Origin of the sequence: Alteromonas sp. Cnat3-28, from assembly GCF_022348265.1 — a bacterium.
Taxonomy (GTDB): Bacteria; Pseudomonadota; Gammaproteobacteria; order Enterobacterales; family Alteromonadaceae; genus Alteromonas; species Alteromonas macleodii.
The window spans coordinates 167,287-193,937 of sequence record NZ_JAKREY010000001.1 but is presented as its reverse complement, the minus strand read 5'-3'; the positions used below and the strand labels follow the sequence as shown (position 1 = coordinate 193,937).

Below are 26,651 nucleotides of genomic sequence, written 5' to 3'. Positions count from 1 at the left end.
ATTAAATGAAAAGTACAATTAAACGCAGAGTTTAAAACTGCATTTCAGGTACATTTTCAGGAACAACAAGCTTTCCGCCCGTTTTGCCTTTAATTTCGTCAACGCTGACGCCCGGGGCGCGTTCTTGAAGCACAAATGCGCCGTCTTCAACACTCAGCACTGCTAAGTCGGTAATAATGCGCGTAATACAGTTAACACCGGTTAACGGTAAGGTGCATTCGCCAAGTAGTTTTGGGTTACCGTGTTTGTCGGTATGGGTCATAGTAACAATTATGTTCTTTGCTCCAGCAACTAAGTCCATAGCGCCGCCCATGCCTTTAACGAGTTTGCCCGGTATCATCCAAGACGCAATATTGCCCGATACATCAACCTCAAATGCGCCAAGTACAGTAAAATCAACGTGGCCGCCGCGGATCATGGCAAAGCTCTCGGCGCTACTAAAAATAGATGCGCCTGTGATAGCCGTTACCGTTTCTTTACCAGCGTTTATCATATCAGCGTCAATTTCATTTTCAGTCGGGTAACGTCCCATGCCCAAAAGGCCGTTTTCTGATTGCAGCATCACGCTGATGTCATCTGGTACATAGTTAGCTGCAAGGGTAGGGATACCAATGCCTAAATTAACGTAATCGCCATCTTTAAATTCCTGAGCGACGCGCATTGCGATTTGTTCTCTACTAAGCATTACACTGACTCCTTGCTAACTACACGGCGTTCAATACGTTTTTCAAATGAACCTTGAATGACACGGTTAACATAAATCCCTGGTGTGTGGATCTCGCTAGGGTTCAATTCACCAGGCTCTACAATTTCCTCTGCTTCTACCACAGTGACTTTACCTGCAGTAGCCGCCATAGGATTAAAGTTTTGTGCTGTATGGCGATAAATACAGTTTCCGTAAGTATCTGCTTTCCATGCTTTTACAATGGCAAAGTCGCCAGTAATAGCATGTTCAAGAATATAAGGGCGACCGTTGAATTCTTTGACTTCTTTTCCTTCACCAACAGGCGTACCATAACCTGTGGCAGTGTAGAAGGCAGGAATGCCAGCACCACCAGCGCGCATTTTTTCCGCCAGCGTTCCTTGAGGTGTAAGCTCAACTTCCAACTCACCGTTAAGCAGTTGTTTTTCAAACAGGGCATTTTCACCTACATAAGAAGACACCATTTTGGCTATTTGCTTATCTTCCAATAAAAGGCCTAATCCAAATCCATCTACACCGCAGTTATTAGAAACTACCGTAAGTCCAGATACGCCCATTTTCTTAATTTGGCCTATCAGTCCTTCGGGTATACCACACAATCCGAAACCGCCCGCAATAACTGTCATACCATTTTCAAGGCCAGCCATTGCTTCTTCGTATGAGGATACAACTTTGTTAAATCCCGCCATTCTCTATCTCCAATGCATTTGTTAAAAATAAGTATCGACATTGTTGCTTCATTTGTAAAATCGAATTAATCTTGCAATTAATAAAAACTATTTATTAATCGCTGAGATCAGTTGAAAAGTTTATGGATGTTTCATACCGTCAAATAAAAGCGTTTGTAGAAGTGGCCAAGTCATCAACCTTTGCTGAAGCCGCGGTAAATCTACATTTAACACAGCCAGCTTTGTCATCGGCAATAAAAAAAATGGAAGAGCAGTTAGGCGGTAAGTTATTCCAACGCAATACACGCAATGTAAGCCTAACACCAGAAGGAGAGGTGTTGTTTCCAAATGCTTTGAGGCTACTGCACGACTGGGACAATACTTTTTCTGATATTCAAAATTTGTTTGCTATGGCGAAAGGGCAGCTTACCATTTGCACTATGCCGTCATTTGCCGAGTCTCATTTACCGAATATCTTGTCAGTATTTCATCAACGAATTCCAAACGTAAACTTACGAATTGTCGATGTAGTAATGGAACAGGTAATTCATGAAGTTACTACAGGCCGCAGCGAGATTGGGTTCTCGTTTGAGCCAGAGCGCAAAGATGGTTTAGTGTTTAAAAGCCTTTTTGCTGATGAGTTTGTTGTTGTGACCAACAAAGCACAATCAGCCCATTTAGGGGACAAGTTGCATTGGCAGGACTGTCTAAAACTTCCATTGGTAATGATGAATAGGGGATCTGCGGTACGCCACTGGACTCAATCTAAGCTAGCACAATATGGTGAGCTGAATATAATCGCGGAAACGGGGCAGCTATCTACACTAGGAAAGCTTATTCTAAATGGTTTAGGTATATCTATTATGCCGGCGATTTGTAAAGCGCAAATGGAGGGATTGGGGCTAGTAACAAAAGAAATTAGTGACATGCCTCTGGTGAAAAATATTGGAATAATTCGAAATGCGCGAAAAGGGTTATCGCTGCCGGCTCAATCTATGTGGGACATGGCCGTAGCGCATTATGAGTGAAATAATGCGCTTTATAGTTTCTAAGAAAAGGTTCGACCTACCACTTCTTCTTAGGTGCGAACAACTCGTCTAACTCGTCTCTTTCTTCTTCTTGCTTCTTGGCGCGATCTTTTTCGTTCACGCTCTTAAGGTTACTTTGGATTTCGTGTAACCACTCGTTAAGTGTAGCAAGTTTAGACATTGAGTATTCGTCTTGGGGATTTTGATTTTCTAGTGCGTTTTTAGCCTTTTCAAAATACTGTCTGGCTGATCCAAGCATATTGGTTTGAAGTGCAGCGCGGCCGCGCTTAATCAATGTTTCTACATTTACTTTTACCTGCAAGCGTTCAAGCTGCTTATCTTCATCCATGAATACTTTAGAATCAATTTGCCCTTTGCTATGTTCTGAACGAAGAATAATGCGCAGTTTCTTAACGGCCTGAATGTATTGAATGATCATTTTGTCGTTGTCGGGTAACGCGAAATCGTTAGTGATACCGCTATTGTCCGAAAGAGCAGCGGCGGTTGCTTGCTCACTGCTTGAGATACGCTGTTTTAGTTCAGATGTACTCGATAAATCGTTCATTGCTTTCAAGGCATTTAGAATACGATTGTGAAGTATGCCCATAATGCGCGAAGAAACAGGCATGTTTACACAGGCGGCAATAACGTTCTCAGTTTCGTCGACAATAGTACGCTGTTTGGCAAGTTCAGTTCTGCGCTCAGCCTCTTGCTTTTGACGATGTTGTTGCATTGCATTGATAAAAATAGCTGCGATTAGCAAAACAACAATTAATATAATAATAATCACGTACATGCGTGTGTTTCCGTCTGTTTTTTATTTTTTATAACGTTAACGTATTACTACGTACGAGCGTTACTTTCTGTATTACTTAATGTTATCGGTCAATCTTACGGTATTTTTACTTCAAATACACTTCCACCGAGACTCCCGCCGTTGGAAAGGGCAATTGAGCCCACTTTATCTCCTTGAGAATGTGCGTTTGCAATTAACTTCGCAAAAAATAACCCCAACCCCGTTCTTCCTTGGCTTAACTCAAAGTCACAGAGCTCTTCGTGGCTTTTAGTTAACATCGCTTCGGGATAGCCACGACCATCATCCTCTATTTTAATGGTCATGAAGTCGTTCTCGTCTGCCTTGGCACTTACTATTATTTTGGATGTTCCATAGCGCATTGCGTTAATGATTACATCGTTTAATAACAAATAAATTAACTCACTGTCTAAGTACCAGCTAAGGTCATCTTCTATAGCGATGCTTATATCAATATTTTTCTGAGATACATATAACGCATTAGAGCCAACAACATCTTCAACCAAATCTTTGATGAAACTTTCGTCAACGGTAATGGGTAAACTTTCTAATTCAGCCCTGTACAAAGAGAGTACTTGAACAAGATTGGTGTTGAGCCTGGATGCTTCATAATGAACACTCGCAACCTGCTCTCTAGCTTTCTCGTCGTGAGGAGAAAGGGCGTCGCTGAGTGTTTCAATAGATTGAATAAGGAGAAAAAGTGAATTTTTCATATCGTGCACAGCAGCTGCCAACACCGATGAAAAATCAATTGTGGATGTAACTTGTTTACTGCTACTCATTATCTATCTAACACCGTGCTTTTTAATCACCTACCCATAATGTAGAAGAAATCGGACAAAGGCGAATAAATCCCACTCGAAAATGCAAAAATTCAATTATTTTCAACTTTATAATGCCAATTTCGTAATAGCAACTAGTAAAAAAAGGTGGTTTTGGTTATAACGGGGGGAGTACAGTGTCAGTCTATCGCATTAAACGGTGTAAAATATGAAGCTACAGCAACTACGGTATATCGTAGAAGTCCTCAATAACAATTTGAACGTGTCAGCAACAGCAGAAAGTTTATATACCTCACAGCCGGGTATCAGCAAACAAGTTCGCATGTTGGAAGATGAACTAGGTGTTCAGATTTTTGGCCGTAGCGGTAAGCATTTAACACACGTAACAGACGCGGGTAATGATGTAATCAATATAGCTCGTGAAATACTAGCCAAAGTAGAGAGTATTAAAGCGGTAGCAAGGGAGCACACGCTTCCAGATCAAGGTAAACTCAATATTGCGACTACGCATACGCAAGCCCGTTATGCATTACCTGACGTTATTCAGGGCTTCATGAGCAAGTATCCAAAAGTGTCATTACACATGCATCAGGGCACGCCGTCTCAAATTAGCGACCTGGCTGCCAAAGGCGAAGCCGATTTTGCTATCGCTACCGAGGCTCTTCACTTGTACAACGATTTGGTCATGCTTCCTTGTTATCACTGGAATCGCAGTGTAATAGTAAACAAGGACCATCCCTTGTCGAAAAAGGGCACTATCGATATTTCAGACATTGCCAAATATCCGTTGGTTACTTATGTTTTCGGTTTTACTGGGCGCTCTGAATTAGACCAAGCGTTTGAAAGAGCAGGGCTAACACCTAAAATCGTGTTTACCGCAACAGATGCCGACGTTATTAAAACCTATGTTCGATTAGGTGTCGGTATTGGTGTTATTGCGTCGATGGCGGTAAGCGAAGAATTAGATGATGATCTTGTGAAGATAGATGCAAGTCACCTGTTCGATTACAGCACGACGAAAATTGGATTTAGGAAGGGGTCGTTCTTAAGAAGTTATATGTACGACTTCATTGAGCGTTTTGCGCCTCATCTGACCAAGGACAAGGTTGAGAAAGCTATGATGCTGAAAAATAACGAAGAAGTGGAAAAAATGTTTAAAGGCGTGACGCTTCCAGTAAAGTAAACGTAGCGCTTGTTGAAAACGTTCATTAAAAAGGGGCTAATTGCCCCTTTTTTCATTCCATACATTGTCTAGTTAAAACGAGGCGCTAACATTCGATAATATTTACCGCGAGTCCACCTCTCGCCGTTTCTTTATATTTAGTCTTCATATCATTACCGGTATCGCGCATGGTTTTAATAACCTTATCTAGCGATACTTTTTGCTCACCGGTTCCGCGCAGTGCAAGACGAGAAGCATTAATGGCTTTGATTGCACCCATGGCATTTCGCTCAATGCACGGAACCTGAACCAGACCACCAACAGGATCACAAGTAAGGCCGAGGTTGTGCTCCATACCGATTTCCGCAGCGTTCTCTACCGAGGCAGCTGTGCCCCCCATAATTTCAGCTAACGCGCCTGCAGCCATTGAACAAGCGACGCCTACTTCTCCTTGGCAACCTACTTCAGCACCTGAGATTGACGCATTCTCTTTATAGAGAATACCAATAGCGCCTGCGGTAAGCAGGAATCGACTTGCTACTTCTTCATCAACAGGTCGAATAAACTTATCTACGTACTGTAGAACAGCCGGAATGATACCCGCTGCACCATTTGTAGGTGCAGTTACAACACGGCCGCCAGCTGCATTTTCTTCGTTTACAGCTAAAGCAAACAAGTTAACCCAATCCATAGTCTGCATAGGGTCATTTGTGTGTTCAGTTTGAAGTCGACGGTATAGTCCAGGTGCGCGGCGAACTACTTTAAGCCCGCCAGGTAAAATACCTTCGCTTTCGATACCTCGTTGAATACAAGCTTTCATTACTAACCAAATGTTGTGTAGCTGTTGCTTCACTTCGTGCTTGGGCCTGAAAGTTGATTCGTTACGTAGCATCAGTGAACTAATGCTTAAGCCGTTAGTTTTACACAGAGCAAGAAGGTCACCGGCCGTTTTAAAAGGGAAGGGTACTGATGCTTGCAGGCTGGCCGCATGCGCTTTGGTCGCATCGAAGTCTTCGTCTTTTATGATGAAGCCACCGCCAATACTGTAATAAGTTTGCTGTTTTACAAGCTCATCTTTAGCGTACGCATAAAACGTTAAGGCATTAGCATGTTTGGGGAGCGTTTTACGGCGGTGAAAAACAATGGCGTTTTTGTTAGGAAAGCGCACTAATTTCTGGCCATTAAGGCAAAGCTTTTCCGTGTTGCGTATTTCTTCAAGTTTAGTCTCGATGCTGTCCACATCGATAACGTCTGGAAGTTCTCCTAGTAAACCAAGGATAACAGCTTTTCCTGTTCCGTGGCCGATACCGGTTTGGCCTAATGACCCAAACAGTTCAACTTTCACGCTATCCACTGAATCAAAAAGCGCAGCTTCCTGAGCGAGCTCGGTGACAAACTCGGCGCCTGCTTTCATTGGTCCTACGGTGTGCGAACTCGATGGGCCAATGCCCACGCTGAACATATCAAATACACTGATCATAAACTTTCAAAATTAAAACAAAGTAATAGTAAGATCATGCATCCACCACGGAAAAACCACAATACAGAAAAGCTAATAAAGGGATTAGTTTTGCTAATACGCTGTAAAGTTTAATTTATAGTGCACACAAGAGCGGATAAGCAAATACAAAGGCTAAGGATGAATATGATGAGATAGATTGCGTAACATTGCCGCCGTTGCGCCCCATATCATGCGGTTTTTCCATGGGATAAAGTAAATTGGAAATGCCTTTTTATCGCGATGCGTCGTGTGAACTAAATGATTTTTTCTGTCTAAAACATGTGCGAGCGGTACTTCAAAAGCGCTTTCTACCTCATTTTTGTCAATAATCGGTGTAAAGTCAGGATTTACAAAGCCAACAACTGGCGCAATTTCATATCCGCTGATTGTTCGGTATCTAGGCAACATTCCTACTACGTCTACGTGAGTAGCGGGTAAACCAACTTCTTCTTCAGCTTCTCTAAGTGCCGCGTCAAAAAAAGAGTTGTCAGCTTCGTCGACCGCTCCGCCTGGAAAACTGATTTGACCTGGATGATGCTTGAGGTGGTGCGCTCTTTCGGTAAGCAGTAGTTGAAGCGAATTGCCATAATCTATCAGAGGGATAAGTACAGCCGCAGGGCGCCCTGTTTTTCGCAACGGAAAATCTGGCTCGGTGTGAGGCTGCCTTAAGTGGTGAAACTGTGATAGAAATTCGTTCTTTGTCATAGATATTTGCTTACAACCTATATGCTTACCTTTGTGCTAGCACATCACATACAAATACTGTGCTATTGGTTAATTGATTCAAGTACTGGCAGTATTCTAGACACTTTATCTAGGGTTTCTTGATATTCTTCGCTAGAAACCGAATCAAGCACAATACCACCACCGGCCCAGCAATGTAATCGACGGTTCTCTGCCAATACGGTTCTAATACAAATACTTGAATCCATGTCTTCACGAAAACCCATATAGAACACGCTGCCACAGTAGATATTCCGGCGGTGAGGCTCTAGCTCATCGATAACTTCCATCGCGCGGATTTTCGGTGCCCCAGTTATTGACCCCCCAGGAAATGCTGATGCCAGAAGCGATAAAGGCGAAGAAGACTCATTCAATTCACCAGTTACCGTACTTACTAAATGGTGCACAGCCTGATAACTTTCAAGAGCAAAGAGTGCGGGTACGTTCACCGAGTGAGGTTTGCAGTGCTTTGAAATATCGTTGCGCAGCAGATCTACAATCATAAGATTTTCTGCACGGTCTTTTTCTGCTGAGAGCAAGCTCTGAGCACTGGCGGCATCTTCTGCTTTGTCTTCAAATCGCGGGCGTGTACCCTTTATCGGTTTTGTCTCTACAACCCCATCTTTAACGCGTAGAAAGCGTTCTGGTGAAATGGAAGCAATACAGCCTTGGGGCAGGTTATAAAAAGCTGAAAATGGCGCTTGATTTTGATTGCGTAGCTCACAATATGCTTGCCACATATTTCCTTCAAACGCTGCGCTAAAACGTTGCGCCATATTTACTTGGTAGCAGTCACCGGCACGCAAATAGGCGTGTATTTTATCCAAACAAGCTTCATATTCCGTTTTAGACAAATTTGATTCGAACCGCGACGTTAACTTGAATTTTGGCTCAGGTGTTTCGTCGTTGAACGAAGAAAAAAACTGAGTCAGTGGTTGACTGTCAACGGAGCAATAATAGATGTAACCTGTTTTTGTATCTTCAATAAGTGAACGAAGATAAAGGCCAACCGCGAAATCAGGGGTTTCGTAGTCATTTTTGGCGATGCTTGGCATCGTTTCGTAAAAGCGCCCAGTGTCATAGCCTGCCATACCAGCCACACCGATAATAAAAGGGAGGTGCGCTGTATTTACACTGGCATGTATGTTCACATTTGAAACGCGCGCATGTAAGTGTGTTTGCACCGCTTCAAAGGGGGTCAATGTCAATTGCTGACGCTTTGAAGTGTTTAGTTCGATGAGTTGAACCTTATCACCTTTTGCTTCGATAACTGCGGAAGGTGAAAATGCCATAATATTGAAGCGTCCTTCACTTTTCGACGAACCAGAAGTATCGAGTAAAAGAGAATATGGGCGTGTAGAGACTCGCTTAAAAAGTGCATTGAAAACGGCTGTGTTCTCGTCACAATTTAGCGCTAATTTATCGGCTAATTCCTCTGCAGTGAAACGGGAAACATGAACGTGAATAGTATCTGCGTGTGACATAGGTGTTTTCTGTACTTCTTTTTATCGTGGGCGTTTGGTGCTTGAATTAAGCACAAACTTCCTTCTATTTTTAACTGGCGTTAACAAATAAGGGCTAATAACCGATCACATTAGGCTGCTTTTTCAGATATCCCTTCAGCATAGTTTTTAAAAATGACTGGAATTAGCCACAAGCACATGGTTTTACATGGTGCGTTGTCTTTAGATGCGCTAGTATACGCTTTTTTAGCTAGCTAAGACCACGAAAGCCAAATAAAAAGAGGATGTCATGACCGTTATCCGTCAACAAGACTTCATTGACAGCATTGAAGATGCCCTGCAATTTATTTCTTATTATCACCCGCTCGATTACGTTAAAGCCGTAGAAGAAGCCTATAAAAAGGAAAAGAGCCAAGCCGCGAAAGACGCGATGGCGCAAATTCTTATCAACTCACGCATGTCTGCAGAGGGTAAACGCCCTTTGTGTCAAGACACGGGGATCGTAACCTGTTTTGTTAAAGTTGGTATGGGTGTGACATGGGATAAAACTGACATGACCGTTCAAGAAATGGTTGATGAAGGTACACGTCGTGCATACCTTAATCCAGACAATCCACTTCGCGCCTCTATCGTTGCTGACCCTGCCGGTGCGCGCAAAAACACCAAAGACAATACGCCATCTGTTGTGCATATCGACATGGTAGCGGGTGAAAAGATCGAAGTGATGATCGCGGCTAAAGGCGGCGGTTCTGAAAACAAGTCTAAAATGGTAATGCTTAACCCAAGCGATGATATTGCTGACTGGGTAGTAAAAACTTTGCCGACGATGGGGGCAGGCTGGTGCCCTCCAGGTATGCTGGGAATAGGCATTGGCGGTACGGCTGAAAAAGCAGCGGTACTTGCAAAAGAAAGCCTTATGGACCCAGTAGACATCCAAGAGCTTATAGAGCGCGGCCCGCAAACTACCGACGAAAAACTTCGCTTAGAAATTTTTGACCGCGTAAACAAGTTGGGTATCGGTGCGCAAGGCCTAGGTGGTTTAACGACCGTTGTTGACGTTAAGATTAAGTCGCTACCTACTCACGCTGCGTCAAAACCTGTAGCAATGATCCCTAACTGTGCGGCGACTCGTCACGCACACTTTTATCTAGATGGTTCGGGTCCAGCGGAGCTTACGCCACCTAAATTAGAAGATTGGCCAGAAGTAACTTGGGAAGTGAGCGAAAACACTCGCCGCGTTAACCTTGATGAAGTAACAAAAGAAGATATCCAAGAGTGGAAAGTAGGCGAAACGGTACTGCTGTCTGGTAAGATGCTTACCGGTCGTGATGCTGCTCACAAGCGCATTCAAACCATGATGGAAAATGGTGAAGGTTTACCAGAGGGCGTTGATCTAACAAACCGCTTTATCTATTACGTTGGTCCTGTTGACGCTGTAGGTGACGAAGTGGTTGGTCCGGCTGGCCCAACAACGGCTACGCGTATGGATAAGTTCACTGACATGATGCTAGAGAAAACAGGCCTTATTGGCATGATTGGAAAAGCAGAGCGTGGTCCAGCAACCGTTGATTCAATTGCTAAACACAAAGCGGTTTATCTAATGGCAGTTGGAGGTGCAGCGTACCTTGTATCTAAAGCCATTAAGAAATCTCGTGTCGTAGCATTCGAGGACTTAGGTATGGAAGCAATTTACGAGTTCGACGTAGAAGACATGCCAGTAACCGTTGCAGTAGACAGCACGGGTGCCAATGCTCACAAAAATGGTCCGGCCATTTGGAAAGCAAAAATTGAAGAGCTTGATGCCTCGCTATCTAAATAGTGAGGAAGGCAAAACTTAAGATGAGCCGTTCTGCTTAAGAAAACTAATTTGGTTTTTCATCACAGTATAAAAAACGGGTGCAATAGCACCCGTTTTCATTTGTGTAGTTTCATTTTTTCAAAGGTTTACGTGCTAGACGTTTTTGCCCCAATTTCATTTTAAATTTATACCAGTTGGTATATTTATCTGATTTTGTTTATAGTGCTGTACAAAATAACAGTATGAACGTGCACTATGTTAATTAACCTTATTTCTAGCGAACCCATTTCCTTTCTAATAGCCTTCGTAAGTGTGTGTGCTTTTTCACTTTATTCATTTATTCGAGGCCAGGCGAATGCCACCAAGATAGCGCAGCTTTCGCAAATCAATGAGCAGCTACAAAATGATTTGAATAGCGAGCGTATTGCTATTGCCAAGCTTCAAGCACAAAACGAAGCGCACCAAGCAAGAATTCAGGCGCTTCATGCTGCGCATGAAGATAAGCTTGCGTCTATGAATGCATCTGAACAACGTCTGCATACGCAATTCGAAAATCTAGCAAATCGGATATTTGAAGAAAAGCAACAGCGTTACACGCAACAAACAAAACACAATATAGAAGCTGTTTTGGCGCCATTCAAAAACGAGTTAGATGGTTTTAAACGTCAAATCTCAGAACAACATATACGTGAGGGGCAGGAGCGAGCCTCACTTAAAACAGAGATTCTAAGTTTAAAGGCTCTCAACCAGAAAATTACGGAAGAAGCTGCAGCGCTGACCAATGCACTAAAAGGTGACAATAAAAAGCAAGGAAACTGGGGCGAAGTAGTGCTTGAGCGGATACTCAAAGAATCTGGTTTACGCGAGGGTCATGAATTTGAAACACAAATGTCAGCAACATCAGAGCACGGCAAGCGATTTCAACCAGATGTCGTGGTGCATTTGCCAAATGATAAAGATGTGATCATAGATTCAAAAGTAAGTTTGGCGGCCTATGAAAGGTATTACAACTGTGATGATGAAGCTGAGAAAGCGCAATTTTTAAGTCAACATGTGGCGTCTATAAAAGGGCACATCAAAGGCTTAGGCGCGAAGGACTACCAAACGCTTAAAGGCATAAAGACACTGGATTATGTGTTACTTTTCATTCCCATTGAGCCTGCATTTCTGATTGCTGTCGAAGAAGAACCAGATTTAGTCACAATGGCACTTAATCACAATATCATGTTGGTTAGCCCAACTAATTTACTGGTTGCACTGCGTACTATTAATAACATTTGGCAGTATGAGTACCAAAATCAAAACGCACAGCTTATTGCGGAACAAGCAGCAAAGCTTTATGACAAGTTCGTTGGGTTTGTGACGGATATGGAAAAAGTAGGTAAGTCGATGGATATCGCTCACGCAAACTACGAACAAGCAATGAATAAGTTAACCAGTGGAAGAGGGAACTTGGTAAGGCAAATAGAAAAGTTTAGAGAACTTGGCGTACAACCCAGTAAGCGAATGTCTCAGCACTTACAGCAACTTTCTCAAGACGATTAAAAAAGGCCGCAATTGCGGCCTTTTTTCTCTTATCAAAAAACGTTATGAACGTTTCATGCGTCTACGTAGGTAAACTGCTGGAGCAAGAAGCAATGCAATCCAGCCCATTGAACCACCAGACTTATCGTTAACGCGAATAGTCACGCTTTCTGTAGTAGTTTCAATACCATCTGAAGCCGTTACTTGAACCGTTACACGGTTAGACTGTTCGTTACTAGGCGCTGTATCAGTGAACGAAGTGCGCTCTACACCGTTAATGGTGATAGTCACATCGTCTCCGTCTGCGTCAGTTGCAGAAGCAGTTACAGTGTAAGACTGACCTTCATCAACGCTAGTTGGAGCAGATATTGAAATAACTGGAGCATCTTGCACACCTGCAACCGCTACAGTTACTGTGCCTTCACCGATAGCTTCACCAAGTACTTCTTCACCTTCTTCCGTGGTAGTACCCATTACACGCACAGTGTAAGTAAACGAATCTTCACCGAAGAAGTCTGCATTAGGTGTATAAGTTATCGTACCGTCATCATTAATTGCTACAGTACCGTTTTGCGCTTCAGCAACCACTTCTAGCGTTGATGGGTCTAGCTCTTCTCTATCAACTTCAATAGGCGTATAAGTTCTGAAGTCACCTGACAGTGATTCCATCTCAAACGTATTGAAAATCATATCTTCCATCTCGTTAGCCAAGATGTTCGCTGTGATAGAGGCGTCTTCATCAACAGAAAGCACATCATCCATTAGTTCGCCTGATGGCTTAACTGAACCGCTGTAGCTAACGGTAATCTGATCGCCAGGGATGGTAACGATACCAAACTCATCACCCTCAACTGGAAGAGAACCTACAATACCAGTAGATAACTGTGCAGCGTGGGTATAACCAACTGTACCTGACGCATTTTCGAAGCCTACAACAGTAGGTGTGCCATTAGGGCTCATTGGGCCATAAGCAAATGAAAATGAGGCAGCGTTGCGGTCGTACCATATCTGGAAGTTTACACTAGAACCAGTGTCGCCCCACAGCATCGCGTTTTCCCACTCAACAACAAAGAACTGGTTAGTACTGGTGTTAAGCGTCGCCGCATACATTGTACCTGTGCCAGTATCGTCATCAGCAGTACCATCTAGATCGAGATCTGTCCAGTAAGGTGCTATAACATTGTTTGGCTCAGACGCACCTGGAAGTGATTGTGGACGATACTCAGTCACTTGACCAGATGATGTACCTAGCGAGATAAAACCGTTAGAAGATACTTGGACGTTTGTGTAGGTCTGTCCCATGTACTCTATGTCAATGAATGACTCTACCGTTATTGCTGCATCGTCACAGGTTTCACTACATACGATAGGGTCTACCACAAAAGGTAGATTTCTCATTGGCAAGTACCCAAATGGCGCAGCCGTTTCAACTAGCTCAAGCGTCGCTGTGTTAAGAGCACCTTCCCAGCGCACTTCACGTTTTTCTGCATCGTAGGTCACAGGCTCTTGGTTGCCATTCTTGACCGCTGAAATACTAGAAACGTCGATATCGTACTTTTCATCAACTGTCGAAGTTACACCAATTAGGCCTGTTACACCTGAGTTTGTAACCGATGCCGACGTAACTACTGTTTCATTTTCAGCTGCAAACGTGTTGCTTACTGAGCTGTTAAATAATTCAGGTTCATCGGTATTGATCGGGTAAATAGCAACAGGTATGAAATAATCAGTGGTTTCATCGTTAGTGTCCGCCCAGTTGATACCACCGAATAACCATTCGCCAGAACCTGCCAATGATACATCTACCGAAACCATGATTTGTGCAGATGCACCAGCAGGTAGGCTTGCCATTGCAGGCGTAACCGTAGCAACAATATTATCATCATCAAACATTGTGGTCGCGTCTACTGTCACATCAGCGTCGCTTGTATTAGTCACAGTGATAGACATTTCGCACGTGATATAACACTCAGATGAAACAAGGCTTAGGTCGCTGTATGTTAGTTCAACAGATGTTGCACGAGGAAGATCTAAACGACCTGCACCCATGTCAAAGTTGTCTGCTGCGGTAGACGCATCTTCTTTCAAAATATCGCGAATTGAAGAAGTAACAAGCGCACTCTTTATCTGCTGTGCAGTCCAATCAGGATGCATTTGCTTAAGAAGTGCAGCTGCACCAGCTACGTGTGGCGATGCCATTGAAGTACCGTTCTTGAACGAGAAGTTCTGGTCTTCGTGTCCTGGTGCATCCGGTGATTCGCCAGAGAAGATGCGAGTACCAGGAGCAGCAATATTAGGCTTAAGGAACGTCGGGTCGCCGTTAGGACCGCGAGAGCTGCTTTCATTCATGATGTCAGCAAGGCTATCTGAAACAACGCGAACAATATCGCTACCGATAGTTACATTTAGCGACTCATCAGTAGTTTCAGCTAGGTTAGCAAGCGCTAAACCTGGTGTAGCAGGAAGCATAAGTGATGGAATTGTTTGAGCTTCACTTAAGCCGCCCATTAATATTGGCGCTTCACCGCGTCCATCAACGTTATGAATAAGAACAGCTGTTGCTCCCGCAGCCTCTGCGTTTTCAATTTTAGTCACGAAACCACACGTACCACGGCTGATAAGCGCAATTGCACCATCGAACGCGCCCGCAGCAAATGCATCACAACCTTCTACGTTTGCCGCATCTACTTCGCCTGCATAAACAACAGGTGCAGTAATTGGGCTATCAAATACAATGGCAGGGTTGCCCACTGAGTAAAGTGCCGGAATAGAACCTAAAGTGGTGTCGCCTTCAACGGTCACCTCGTTTGCGAACAAACGACCCGTTGTTGTATTTGCGACCGTTATTACGTCTTCTGAACAACCAGGACAGCCAATAGTGCCAGCACCCGGACCATCGTTACCCGCTGCAAAAACGGTAACAACGCCCGCATCGTGCATGGCTTCAAGTACGTCTTCATATACTGAGCCGTTAGGGTTTCCACCTGCACCGCCACCCCACGAGTTATTTACAATGTCAGCACCATCTGTAAGCGCAGCTTCAAGCATAGAAAGCAGCATTGAAGAAGCACCGCTAGAAGAAGCAGGGTTAGCTGGTGTGGCATACAAACCTTTGTAAACCATTAGATAAGCAGCTGGCGCAACACCAGAGATTTCAGCTTCTGCACCATCGCGCTCTGCCATTACTCCGTAATTACCTACTGCGGTACCTGCTACGTGCGTACCGTGTCCATTGAATCCTAGCGGGCTCTCGTATTCTTCTTCAACAACAGAGAAGCCTTCTACGATGTCTGCTGCGCGAGCAACAATTAGTTTATTGTTACAAAAATCAGGAACTTCTGAACAGTAGTCGTCAGTAGGAAGTGTCGCAGCATCAGGTGCTGTAAAATTTTCACCACTGAATAAAGGGTTTTCTGGACGAATACCACTATCGATGATCGCCACTTTCACGCCTGCACCGGCGCTTTCCTTCCCGCCGAACTGTTCCCACGTTTGAACTGCACCGATCAGATCCAAACTCGCGTCCATTTGGGCATGGTGTACTAAGTCTGGGTATACCGCTTTTACTGTCGAAAGGCTGGAAAGCTTATCAAGTGCACTCTTTGAAACGATACCCGCAAAACCATTAAATGCTGCTGTGTAAGACATGTCAGCTTTGAATGACTTATCGAATGACTTGATAGACTGGATAACCGATTGCTGTTGAGCTTCAAGGAAAGATTGATATTCCTTCGCTGCATTTGACTTGAAATTTACCTTTTGACCTTTGTGGGCAGCCATGCTGCTTACACTTGGATTTACTGCGCTGAATTGCGCCATAGGCACGTCAGTAAGTTGTACGATAACACGTACGCTATCACTATCCGCTTGGATTGCATTTGCAAGAATATTCTTTTTGTCGAAGGATGCTTCGATGGCGTTACGTTGTTCAACGCTGTGGCCAGATAATTGATTTGATATTGCTAGTGCACCAAAGGCTGAGCCTGCTAATGCGGTAGCAATAACCGTATTAAGGATTGTTTTTTTCATAATTATTCTCGTGTGAATAGTTCCCTGGAGCCCAACGATTTTTTTGTTTGCTTAAAAGGTCATTCGCCTTTTTTAAAACGCAACTTATCGCTGTGACTATTTATTACTAGCACACTTTTTTTCTTTTTGTAACGTGTGTTTCTGCAATACACAATTTACACATTTTGTTACATTTAACGACGATTAGTCGTTGCATAGATAACTCCCTTTTTTCATTGAAGTTCTAAACAGTAGATTATTGGATAAATAAGCTTTTAAAACGCTAGAAACTCTATTACTGGATGTGAATGAGAAATGATTGTCCTACTCGGTTTTCATATTTTTTACATGGGGTTTACGTTTTTAGGACGAATATCCTTTTCATTTAGACTAATTGAGTATGTCTATTTCACCCATTTGAAAAAATGCCAATGAATAAGTAGGACGCTCCTGCAATTTCTCAACTAGCATATTGTTATCACTATAAGTCGCTATTAACCCTCATATTTAAGGGGAACAAACGTGAAAGACAGAAATCATTTGGCCGAAGTAAAAACAACAAATAAGGTCGAAATTATTACTAAAGGGGTTGTTGATATCCCAATGCTGCAAATCCTTTCTGCCGAAGGTGAACTCATTGAAAAAGCAGTTGAACCTGACCTCAGCAAAGAAGAAGCATTAAAAATATTTAATACCATGCATTACATTAGAGTATTGGATGAACGTATGGTGGGTGCACAGCGCCAAGGTCGTATTAGTTTTTACTTGGCCAGCACAGGTGAAGAGGCGGCTTCAGTTGCAAGTGCTGCAGCACTCTCAGATGACGACATGATCATGTCTCAGTACCGCGAGCAAGGCGCATTAGCATACCGCGGATACACCACAGAACAGTTTATGAACCAAATGTTTAGCAATAAAGACGACCCTAACAAAGGACGTCAAATGCCTATCCATTATGGTGACAAGCCACTTAACTTCATGACGATATCTTCTCCACTAGGCACACAGATCCCTCAAGCATCTGGTTACGCCTATGGCCAAAAAATGTCGGGTAAAGATGTGGTTACTATCTGTTACTTCGGTGAAGGTGCAGCGTCTGAAGGAGACTTCCACGCAGGGTTAAATATGGCCGCTGTTTTAAACTGCCCAGTTATCTTCTTTTGCCGTAATAATGGCTACGCCATTTCAACACCAGCAGAAGAGCAATTCGCGGGTGACGGCATTGCTTCTCGTGGCTTAGGTTACGGTATTAAAACTATCCGTGTTGATGGTAACGATGTGTTAGCCATTTATGCAGCTACTAAAGAAGCCCGTCGTATCGCCATTGAAGAAAAGTGTCCTGTACTTATTGAAGCCATGACTTATCGCTTAGCGGCGCACTCCACGTCAGACGACCCAACAGGCTATCGCTCTCGTGAAGAAGAAGATAAGTGGCGTGCAAAAGACCCTATCGCTCGTATGGCGAAATGGTTAGAAAGCAAAGGCTGGTTTGACGAGGCTGAGAACCAAAAGCGCGTCGATAAAGCAAGACAAGACGTTTTAGCAGCAATGAAGAGTTGTGAAAAGACTGACGTATGTGCCATTGAAGACATTGTCGAAGATGTATACGACACAGCACCTTGGCACTTAAAAGAACAGCTCAGTGAATTGAAAGCGCATATTAAGAAGTACCCGAAGATGTACCCTAAAACAGCAGGGAGAGTAAAGTAATGGCTAAGATGAATCTACTTCAAGCAATTAATAATGCACTCATCACAGCCATGACCGAAGATGAAAAAGTAATGGTCTTTGGTGAAGACGTGGGCCATTTTGGTGGTGTGTTCCGTGCAACCAGTCACCTTCAAGAAAAATTTGGTAAGGCGCGTTGCTTTAACACGCCGCTTACTGAACAAGGCATTATTGGCTTCGCGAACGGCTTGGCCTCACAAGGCTCTGTACCTGTTGCTGAAATTCAATTTGGTGATTACATTTTCCCTGCATTCGATCAAATTGTGAATGAGACGGCTAAATGGCGCTACCGTTCAGGCGGTCAGTTCGATGTTGGTACGCTAACAATTCGTACACCTTATGGTGGCGGTATCGCAGGCGGCCACTACCACAGTCAATCACCAGAGGCATTCTTCGCTCACTGCCCAGGGTTAAAGATTGTTATCCCTCGTGACCCATATCAGGCGAAAGGTTTGTTGCTTGCGTCAATTCGAGATAAAAACCCCGTATTGTTTATGGAGCCTAAACGTCTTTACCGCGCTTCTGTATCGGAAGTGCCTGAAGAAGATTACGAACTACCGTTAGGTAAGGCAGATATTGTTCAAGAAGGTAGCGATATCACGTTACTAGGGTGGGGCGCACAAATAGAAATTCTGCAAAAAGCCGCAGAAATGGCTCTTGAAGATGGTGTGTCATGTGAAATCATTGATTTGCGCAGTATATTACCGTGGGACGTTGAAACGGTTATGCAATCTGTAATGAAAACAGGTCGCTTACTGATAAACCACGAAGCACCGCTAACGGGTGGCTTTGCGAGTGAAATCGCAGCGAGCATTCAGGAACGTTGTTTCTTATATCTTGAAGCGCCTATTGCAAGAGTGTGTGGTTTAGACACGCCGTATCCTTTGGCGCACGAAAAAGAATATATGCCAGATGAAACAAAGACGTACGAAGCCATAAAACGTACGCTTCACTACTAAGCCGGGGGACGATGAAATGACAATTGAATTTATCTTACCGGACATTGGTGAAGGTATAGTTGAATGCGAACTTCTGGAATGGTTAGTTTCTGAAGGTGAGCATATAGAAGAAGATCAACCTGTCGCGGAAGTAATGACCGACAAGGCTACCGTGCAAATTCCTGCAATGCATGCGGGTGTGGTTAATAAACTGCATTACGCGGTAGGCGATATTGCTAAAGTGCACGCACCATTATTCTCTATGACGCCAGATGATGGCGACGCTAACTCAGATACACATGAAGACGCGCAAGCGGAAGTAAAAGACAATGCGTCTGAAACAGCGACAGCGAATGATAGTGCTTCTTCAGGCGCTTCAAACGGCAAGCACATCGAAGACTTTATTTTGCCAGATATTGGTGAAGGTATTGTCGAGTGCGAAATTGTGAAATGGAACGTGGCTGAAGGCGATGAAATTGAAGAAGATCAAGCCGTTGTAGAAGTGATGACCGATAAAGCGGTGGTAGAAATACCTGCTAAAAACGCGGGCACAGTGCATCGTCTTTATTACGCGCAAGGCGATATAGCGAAAGTGCATAGTGCATTGTTTGCGTTAGAAGTTGCCGGTGAAGTCACAACTACTAGCGGTACTAATGACGAATCACCGTCAGCAAACAACAGCGCTTCAAGCGTTGCATCTCAAAGTTCAGTGAACACGCAAACAAACGGTTCAAGTCAGCAATCAGCGCAAATTGCTCCTTCAAAATTCAGCGACGGCGAATACGAGCCACCTATCGCTATAGAAGGTAAAGTGTTGGCTAGCCCCGCGGTAAGACGTGTTGCAAGAGAAAAGAATATCGACCTTTCTACTGTGGAAGGCTCGGGTAAAAAGGGACGGATCCTTAAGTCTGACGTGTTGAATCTACAACATTCGAATGTTGACACGTCGTCTCAAAATACGTCATCTTCTGCGCCAAGCTCATCTAACGCAGAAAAAGGTGATTTGAATAGCACAAGCACTGTGCTTAAAGGCAGCGTTAGAACAGAAAAAGTACGCGGTATTCAGGCAGCTATGGCGAAGCAAATGTCGGCTTCGGTCTATACTATCCCGCACTTCACAGTTAGTGATGAGTTGGTAATGGACAACCTGATGTCGCTACGCAAGCTGCTTAAACCTGAATTTGAAGCGAAGAACGTAAAACTCAGCTTTATGCCGTTTTTCGTTAAAGCAATGTCGTTGGCACTTAATGAGTTCCCTGTCATTAACAGTCAGCTTAACGAAGACGCCACTGAGATAAGCTACTTCGCAGATCACAATATTGGTTTTGCAGTAGACTCTAAAATTGGTTTGCTTGTACCCAATATTAAGCGTGTTCAAGACCTATCTCTGTTGGATATTGCTGTTCAAATGCAGGATATTATCGAACAAGCCAGAGCGGGCCGCGTGGCTGGCGAGCACCTAAAAGGCGGTACGATTAGTATCTCTAATATCGGTGCAATAGGCGGTATTACCGCAACGCCAGTAATTAATAAGCCAGAAGCTGCTATTGTTGCTCTCGGTAAAACGCAGAAACTTCCGCGTTTTGATGATGAAGGGAATGTTAGCGCGCAAAATATCATGGCGGTTAATTGGTCTGGCGACCACCGTATTATTGATGGTGCGACTATGGTGCGATTCAATAATCTATGGATGAGTTACCTAACTCAGCCAGAAAAAATGTTGATGCACCTTAAGTGATATCATTCAAAGCAATTTGATTTGCAGTAACAATATTTTAAAAGGGCCAATAGCAAAACTATTGGCCCTTTTTTGATTTGTATACCTCAAAGCGCGTTAACGTTATTATAGAGCACTATAAACAAACGAAAATTTTACTGAGGTTTTGTGCTTAGTTATCAACATGCCTTTCATGCGGGCAACCACGCTGATGTCATCAAACATCTTTGTTGGATTGGCGTTATCAACGCATTAAAGAAAAAAGATAAACCTTTTACGCTTTTCGACACCCACGCAGGCGCGGGCGCGTACGATCTAACCGATGCCATGTCATCAAAAAATAAAGAGTATGAGACGGGTATATCTCGTTTGCTTATAGATGATAAAGGCGTTCAGGACTTGCCAAATTTGTTGGCCGACTATTTATCGTTGTGTGAACCGTTTTTAGCACAACAACAATATCCGGGCTCACCGGCAATAAGCGCAAAAGCGAAAAGGGATAGTGATAATTTACACCTAATGGAACTTCATCCTGCGGAATTCGATAAACTAGACAAAAACGTATCCCGTTTACGTACCCTTAATAGCCACGTCCATAAACGTGACGGGTACGAAGGGCTTCGTGCACTCACGCCACCTAAACCCAATCGCGGTGCTATTTTAATCGACCCCCCTTATGAGCGCGTGAATGAATATAGCGACCTTGTTAAGGGTGTGGAGCAGGTATTCAAACGCTGGCAGCAGGCACAAATCGTAGTGTGGTATCCACTATTGTCAGAGAGGGCTGGCGCCAAAAGTGGTGCAAGTGAAGCTATGTGTGAAAAGCTTGCAGCAATGGGTAAACCCTGTTTTAAAGCAGAAATATGCGTGGAAGAAAATACCGCTGATGCCGGAATGTATGGTTCGGGCGTATTCGTTTTGAACCCGCCTTGGCAGCTAGATACTAATTTAAAAAGCGCGTTAGAAAGCGTTGTTGGTATGCTAGGTGAAAATGAAGCAGGTTATCACGCTACAGCGCATGTTACCTGGATAAACGAAGATAATTGATTGCTGTGCAGTTTAACAATGGTAAGCGTATCGCTGCTGATTAATCTGTTTCAAAAAGTCACTAAAAGCGTGAAGTAAAAAACATGTCGCAACTCAAAGGCCTAAAACATTTCTATATACCCGATGAGCAGTCGATATATCTGCTATCTCATGCGGATGCGAAAAAACTAAAAGACTGGGTAAACCTTTGTATCTCGCAGTTAGAAGGGTTGGGGTACAGTGACATCGAACTTTTAGGGAAAGGAGCCTTTGGGTTTGCGTTTGCAGGGAACGCGCCAAGCGGTGAATCACGGGTATTTAAGTTTTCGCGAATAACGTTGCCGCAGCATGTGCAAGATAGACTAGAAGAGGAAGCTTTTATGCTTTCTCACGTTAATCATGAGTTTGTACCGCGGTTTATTGAATATCAACAAATACGCAAACAATCCATCTTAGTTATGGGGCGAGCACCCGGCGAAGACCTAGAAAAAGTCAGCTTGAAAACAGGCCCACTTTCGCCCCGTATTATCGTCAAAATTGCAGTGCAGGTCGGCGAACTTTTATCCAGTTTTCGCCAATACAGTGAAAATGGAGAAATTAAACCCATTGTGCACGGAGACATAAAGCCCTCGAATCTGGTTTGGGATGCCGAAAATGAATCGGTTGGATTGATTGATTGGGGCTCTTCAGTGTTCGCACAGACTGACATCACTGGGCAATATGTAGGTAACAATGTAATGGATTTAATGTCGGGTGAACTGCATCAAACTAATGCTCGACTTGGCGATGTTTATTTTATTGGCGAGGAGCAGCTTAATGGCGCACTCTCCAGCCCCCGCTTCGATGAACAAGGCTTGGCCAGTACATTATATGCATTGGCATCAGGGCAATCGTGTCGTTACGGAAGCAAGGTTATTACACCTTCATCCCTTGGTCTTCCTAAAATGCTTGCTAATATCCTTGAGCACATGCTCAGTGAAGATCCAGAAAAGAGAAGGCAGGGCGGAGATTACCTGTTTAATCATCTCCACGTTTTGAAGAATATGGTTTTCACTCAAGACAAGCCAACGCAATATACACCGTTAATCCCTACATGGCTGGCCCACACTCAGAACCGTGCTGATATTGAAACCGTTGTTTACAGCTCTCGAAAATCTTACCTACGCCAACAGGCAAGACTCTCTGACTCGTTAGATGAAAAAGACGTAGAGGAACTTCGTTATATAGACGATGCGCAATTTGACCGCTACTACAAAAACTATCTACAAGGCATGGGGGATACCGAAAAAGCATTTGTTTCTGCAATAAGCAGACTAGGCCGTTACCCTGTAGTTGGCGGTATGGCTGTGCGCTGGGAGCCAGAAGGTATATATGTCGATTCAAGCTTGAACTTATATGATGAATCAATGAAAGCAGCGTTTGATTTAGCAGTGAATAATGTCATTAATTTAGCAAGGGCTATTCACAAGCCCGCGGTGTTCAAATGTTGTATGTTCAACGCCAAAAACACGCTGCACATTGAACGCGAAAGTGAAGATGAAGAATTTAAACCAGCAGGCGGGATGTTTATTCCCTACGAGCTATCACGGGTTTCTGCACAAAAGGATGAAAGCCGGACTCACTCATATTTCGAAGATGGCGATGATCCGGACGAACTATTAAAGCTGCCTCAGGAGATTATCGATACCATCGTTCAACTTAATACAATACATCACACTGGTTGTATTATATTTGAAGCATTACCGCGGCATTTGAAAATTCACAACTATTACACGTTGCTTGATCACAGCCAAGAAGAGCGCTTCCACGCATTATTAGCGCAACTCGTTCAGCAAATTCCCAAAATAAAAGGGCTAGGCATTTCAGGGTTTATGAAGTTACCCTATAAAGATACGCGCTTTTTCGAGCATAAAGCAAAATTGCCTGAAAAGTACTACCCGCGAAACCCAAAAGCAGTAATTGAAGAGAAAGTACAACATGTCTGAGATTAAACTATCGTCACTTTTTGAACTCGAAACAGTGGAGGCTGGCATCTATCGAGGTCAAAGCTGGGATTTAGGCTTCCGCGCCTTGTTTGGTGGACAAGTTTTGGGGCAAGCGTTAGCAGCTGCATACGAAACAGTGGAGGCTGGTAGAGTCGCACACTCATTCCACACTTATTTTTTACTACCAGGCGATGCTAAAAAGCCTGTAGTTTACGATGTTGAAGTAGTGCGAGACGGCAGAAGTTTCTCTGCTCGACGGGTTAAAGCCATTCAGGATGGTAGAAATATTTTCTACATGACAGCGTCTTTTCAGGTTCCTCAAGATGGCATGGAGCATCAAAACCCAACAATGCCAGATGTGCCTGCGCCGGAAGATGTGCAGTCTGACATTGAATTCTATGAAGCTAACTTCAATAAAATTGCACGGCCTATGCAAGAAGCGTTGAGCTATCATAAACCTGTAGATATCCGCACGGTAGATGCAGCTAACTCTTACCAGTCAGCGAAACGCGAACCGACGCGTTATATTTGGTTAAAAGCAAGAGACACAATGAATGCATCATTGACTGTTCATCAAGCTGCGCTTGCTTACGCATCAGATTATCATTTTCTCAGTACGTCTCTTCAACCACACGGTGTTGCGGTAACCGATAAATCACTTCGAATCGCAACGATAGACCATGCTATGTGGTTCCACCGCCCAATCAATATGAACGAATGGTTATTGTATGCAATGGAGAGTCCCTTTAGCGGAGGCTCTAGAGGTTTGGTACGCGGACAAATATTTAACCAAAATGGTGAACTTGTTGCGTCAACCATGCAAGAAGGATTAATGAGAAAAGTAGACGAATAGGGAGAGGGTAATGCGCTACAAATTAGGTTCTACATCACCGCTGGTTGATGAAAGTACGTTTATAGCGCCAGGCGCACATGTTATTGGTAATGTTGAACTCAAAGTGGGTTCAAGCGTTTGGTTCAATGCGGTTATACGCGGCGATATGGACAAGATAACCGTTGGTAAAAATACGAATATCCAAGATGGCAGCGTATTACACACCGATGCAGGTATTCCTTTAGTGCTAGGTGAAGGGGTAACAGTAGGACATAAAGTCATGCTTCACGGCTGCGAGATTGGTGACTATTCCTTGATAGGAATTAACGCTGTCGTATTAAACGGTGCAAAAATTGGAAAGTACTGCATCATTGGCGCTAACGCTTTGATAACGGAAAACATGGAAATTCCTGATTACAGTTTAGTAGTTGGAGCGCCTGGTAAAGTCATTAGAACATTTGATGAGAAGATCGAACCCAAACTAAAAGCGTCCGCTGAACATTACGTAGATAACGCCAAAACATATAAGTCATCATTACAGCCAGTTGATAGCTGAAATTTAAGACTAGGCTGTTCGCGATATTTTGAATCCCCATAAAAAATGCCCAGAACAAACGTTCCGGGCCTAGGGGAATGGCTCATTGCTGAGCCGTGCGCTAACTTTTACACAGGAGAGTTTAAATAAAATCTTTTAAACGGACAATGAGTATAGAATACATTTGTTTAAATTATAAACAATTTTTGTGTGAATTTTATCTTACACTCTCAAAGTCAATTTAATTGTAGAACTTATACGTTAGTAATCAATGGACTAAAGACTGGTCGGATGTGGTGTTTTTTGAGTAAAAAGGTGTACAGTTTATATCCACATGTTGCACACATTTTATCCACGTGATGAAGCGTTGTTAATGTATACCCTTGTTAAATATATAGACATACTTTCATTCATGTAAGTTATGTTGAAAACAGACGGTTGTACCATGCCATTATCCTTGTAGTATGACGTCAACGTTCATGCTAAATATGCGTGATACTGACTCTAAAAACAGGCTCTTACATTAATACGAGGATGGATTATGCAATCATTTTCTACTTTTATTCCCCCTGAACGGACTTTGATGGGTCCAGGACCATCCGATGTTAACCCCAGAATTCTAAACGCCATGGCGAGACCCACCCTGGGTCATCTCGATCCATTATTCATTGAGTTAATGGACCAAACCAAACAGCTTTTACAATATGCATTTAAAACTGACAATGCACTTACTATGCCTATTTCTGCTCCGGGCTCAGCAGGAATGGAGGCATGTTTTGTTAATCTTGTAGAACCAGGCGATAAGGTACTCGTGTGTATTAACGGCGTATTTGGCAATCGAATGGTCGAAAACGTAGAGCGTTGTGGTGGTGAGGCTATTACCGTCAACAATACATGGGGCGAGCAAACTGACCTTAATGTGGTAGAAGACACCCTTAAAGCCAATCCGGATATTAAGATCCTTGCCTTTGTTCACGCAGAAACATCTACGGGCGTACGCAATGAAGCCAAAGCGCTTTGTGAGCTGGCTAAAAAGTATGATTGTCTTAGCATTGTTGATGCAGTTACCTCTCTAGGAGGTATCGAGTTAGATGTTGACGGTTGGAGCATTGACGCTATTTATTCAGGTTCACAGAAGTGTTTGAGTTGCGTGCCGGGTATCTCTCCTGTTTCATTTAGTGAAAGAGCAGTTAACGTTATTCAAAACCGAAAAACGAAAGTGCAAAGCTGGTTTCTAGACATGAACTTGATTGTTGGTTATTGGGGGCAGGGCGCCAAGCGTGCCTACCACCATACCGCACCTGTCAACAGTATGTACGCTATGTACGAAGCACTTCTGATTTTAAAAGAAGAAGGCTTAGAAAATGCGTGGCAGCGTCATGCATTGGGTCATGATAAACTTGCGCAGGGTCTAAGTGAACTTGGGTTAGAGCTAACGGTAGACAGTGCTTATCGTTTGCCTCAATTAAATGTAGTTAAAATTCCAGACGGCGTAGACGATGCTGCCGTTCGCAAGCAATTGCTTGAAGATTTTAATTTAGAAATCGGCGCCGGTTTAGGCGATCATGCCGGTAAAGTATGGCGAATTGGTCTTATGGGATACGCATGTAAGCCCCGTAATATCGATCACTGCCTTGCTGCGTTGCGCACTGTGCTTAAGTAAAACGCCTAACGCCTTTTAATCTTTTCGGTCAACACGTTCAGCGAGATGCTTTG

The 26,651-nt window shown here is 43.6% G+C and carries 20 protein-coding genes; 12 read left to right on the top strand and 8 right to left on the bottom strand.

Features of this window, described 5'->3' with window-relative positions; translation table 11 throughout:
- Positions 1-31 precede the first annotated feature (31 nt).
- Together MHM87_RS00875 and MHM87_RS00870 are read right to left on the bottom strand one after the other, a co-directional pair.
- Positions 32-685, bottom strand: a complete 654-nt coding sequence (locus MHM87_RS00875) for a CoA transferase subunit B (protein ID WP_239219623.1) — start codon at positions 683-685, stop codon at positions 32-34.
- On the bottom strand, positions 685-1,392 hold the full coding sequence (locus MHM87_RS00870) for a CoA transferase subunit A (protein ID WP_039232997.1): 708 nt from the start codon (positions 1,390-1,392) through the stop codon (positions 685-687). The genes MHM87_RS00875 and MHM87_RS00870 overlap by 1 nt, the downstream gene beginning before the upstream one ends.
- A gap of 122 nt (positions 1,393-1,514) precedes the next feature.
- Here MHM87_RS00870 and MHM87_RS00865 point away from each other — a divergent pair, with 122 nt between their 5' ends.
- Positions 1,515-2,399 (top strand): LysR family transcriptional regulator, encoded by an 885-nt coding sequence (locus tag MHM87_RS00865; protein ID WP_239257521.1) that lies wholly within the window; start codon positions 1,515-1,517, stop codon positions 2,397-2,399.
- A 37-nt stretch (positions 2,400-2,436) separates the two neighbouring features.
- On the opposite strand, the gene MHM87_RS00860 is transcribed toward MHM87_RS00865, so the two are convergent.
- Together MHM87_RS00860 and MHM87_RS00855 are read right to left on the bottom strand one after the other, a co-directional pair.
- Entirely contained in the window at positions 2,437-3,195 is a 759-nt protein-coding gene (locus MHM87_RS00860) for a hypothetical protein (RefSeq protein ID WP_014949522.1), read from the bottom strand.
- 95 nt (positions 3,196-3,290) lie between these two features.
- Positions 3,291-3,995 carry a HAMP domain-containing sensor histidine kinase gene (locus tag MHM87_RS00855; protein WP_014976578.1) on the bottom strand — a complete coding sequence of 235 codons (705 nt, stop codon included), beginning with the start codon at positions 3,993-3,995 and terminating at the stop codon, positions 3,291-3,293.
- A 208-nt stretch (positions 3,996-4,203) separates the two neighbouring features.
- On the opposite strand from MHM87_RS00855, the gene cysB reads away from it, so the two are divergent.
- Positions 4,204-5,178, top strand: a complete 975-nt coding sequence (cysB, locus tag MHM87_RS00850; RefSeq protein WP_014949524.1) for an HTH-type transcriptional regulator CysB — start codon at positions 4,204-4,206, stop codon at positions 5,176-5,178.
- Between the two features lie 85 nt (positions 5,179-5,263).
- Here cysB and MHM87_RS00845 read toward each other — a convergent pair whose 3' ends face one another.
- The 3 genes from MHM87_RS00845 to pabB all read right to left on the bottom strand — a co-directional run bounded on the left by MHM87_RS00845 (position 5,264) and on the right by pabB (position 8,865).
- Positions 5,264-6,637, bottom strand: a complete 1,374-nt coding sequence (locus tag MHM87_RS00845; RefSeq protein WP_049586260.1) for an L-serine ammonia-lyase — start codon at positions 6,635-6,637, stop codon at positions 5,264-5,266.
- A gap of 153 nt (positions 6,638-6,790) precedes the next feature.
- Positions 6,791-7,363, bottom strand: coding sequence for a CoA pyrophosphatase (locus MHM87_RS00840; RefSeq protein ID WP_049586261.1), 573 nt, complete (start codon positions 7,361-7,363; stop codon positions 6,791-6,793).
- A 62-nt stretch (positions 7,364-7,425) separates the two neighbouring features.
- Entirely contained in the window at positions 7,426-8,865 is a 1,440-nt protein-coding gene (gene pabB / locus MHM87_RS00835; RefSeq protein WP_239257520.1) for an aminodeoxychorismate synthase component I, read from the bottom strand.
- A gap of 268 nt (positions 8,866-9,133) precedes the next feature.
- Here pabB and MHM87_RS00830 point away from each other — a divergent pair, with 268 nt between their 5' ends.
- Both MHM87_RS00830 and rmuC read left to right on the top strand, forming a co-directional pair.
- Positions 9,134-10,663, top strand: coding sequence for a fumarate hydratase (locus MHM87_RS00830; RefSeq protein ID WP_014949528.1), 1,530 nt, complete (start codon positions 9,134-9,136; stop codon positions 10,661-10,663).
- A 234-nt stretch (positions 10,664-10,897) separates the two neighbouring features.
- The gene (gene rmuC, locus MHM87_RS00825) at positions 10,898-12,187 is read left to right on the top strand and encodes a DNA recombination protein RmuC (protein WP_049586265.1); all 1,290 of its coding nucleotides are present in this window, start codon (positions 10,898-10,900) and stop codon (positions 12,185-12,187) included.
- A gap of 42 nt (positions 12,188-12,229) precedes the next feature.
- Here the strand turns inward: rmuC and MHM87_RS19810 are convergent, their stop codons facing one another.
- Complete coding sequence (locus MHM87_RS19810) at positions 12,230-16,195, bottom strand: S8 family serine peptidase (RefSeq protein WP_275442929.1); 3,966 nt, start codon at positions 16,193-16,195, stop codon at positions 12,230-12,232.
- A 501-nt stretch (positions 16,196-16,696) separates the two neighbouring features.
- Between MHM87_RS19810 and MHM87_RS00805 the strand changes: the two genes are divergently transcribed.
- The 8 genes from MHM87_RS00805 (at position 16,697) to MHM87_RS00770 (ending at position 26,598) form a co-directional block, all read left to right on the top strand.
- The gene (locus tag MHM87_RS00805; protein ID WP_014976583.1) at positions 16,697-17,884 is read left to right on the top strand and encodes a thiamine pyrophosphate-dependent dehydrogenase E1 component subunit alpha; all 1,188 of its coding nucleotides are present in this window, start codon (positions 16,697-16,699) and stop codon (positions 17,882-17,884) included.
- Entirely contained in the window at positions 17,884-18,861 is a 978-nt protein-coding gene (locus MHM87_RS00800; protein WP_061095031.1) for an alpha-ketoacid dehydrogenase subunit beta, read from the top strand. The genes MHM87_RS00805 and MHM87_RS00800 overlap by 1 nt, the downstream gene beginning before the upstream one ends.
- A gap of 16 nt (positions 18,862-18,877) precedes the next feature.
- On the top strand, positions 18,878-20,578 hold the full coding sequence (locus MHM87_RS00795) for a dihydrolipoyllysine-residue acetyltransferase (protein ID WP_239257519.1): 1,701 nt from the start codon (positions 18,878-18,880) through the stop codon (positions 20,576-20,578).
- 147 nt (positions 20,579-20,725) lie between these two features.
- Positions 20,726-21,604 carry a 23S rRNA (adenine(2030)-N(6))-methyltransferase RlmJ gene (gene rlmJ / locus MHM87_RS00790; protein WP_239257518.1) on the top strand — a complete coding sequence of 293 codons (879 nt, stop codon included), beginning with the start codon at positions 20,726-20,728 and terminating at the stop codon, positions 21,602-21,604.
- An 83-nt stretch (positions 21,605-21,687) separates the two neighbouring features.
- The gene (locus MHM87_RS00785; protein ID WP_239257517.1) at positions 21,688-23,568 is read left to right on the top strand and encodes a phosphotransferase; all 1,881 of its coding nucleotides are present in this window, start codon (positions 21,688-21,690) and stop codon (positions 23,566-23,568) included.
- Positions 23,561-24,421 (top strand): acyl-CoA thioesterase II, encoded by an 861-nt coding sequence (gene tesB, locus MHM87_RS00780; RefSeq protein ID WP_014949536.1) that lies wholly within the window; start codon positions 23,561-23,563, stop codon positions 24,419-24,421. The genes MHM87_RS00785 and tesB overlap by 8 nt, the downstream gene beginning before the upstream one ends.
- A gap of 10 nt (positions 24,422-24,431) precedes the next feature.
- Complete coding sequence (locus MHM87_RS00775) at positions 24,432-24,956, top strand: gamma carbonic anhydrase family protein (protein WP_110289107.1); 525 nt, start codon at positions 24,432-24,434, stop codon at positions 24,954-24,956.
- A 520-nt stretch (positions 24,957-25,476) separates the two neighbouring features.
- Positions 25,477-26,598, top strand: a complete 1,122-nt coding sequence (locus MHM87_RS00770) for an alanine--glyoxylate aminotransferase family protein (RefSeq protein ID WP_239257516.1) — start codon at positions 25,477-25,479, stop codon at positions 26,596-26,598.
- Positions 26,599-26,651 lie beyond the last annotated feature (53 nt).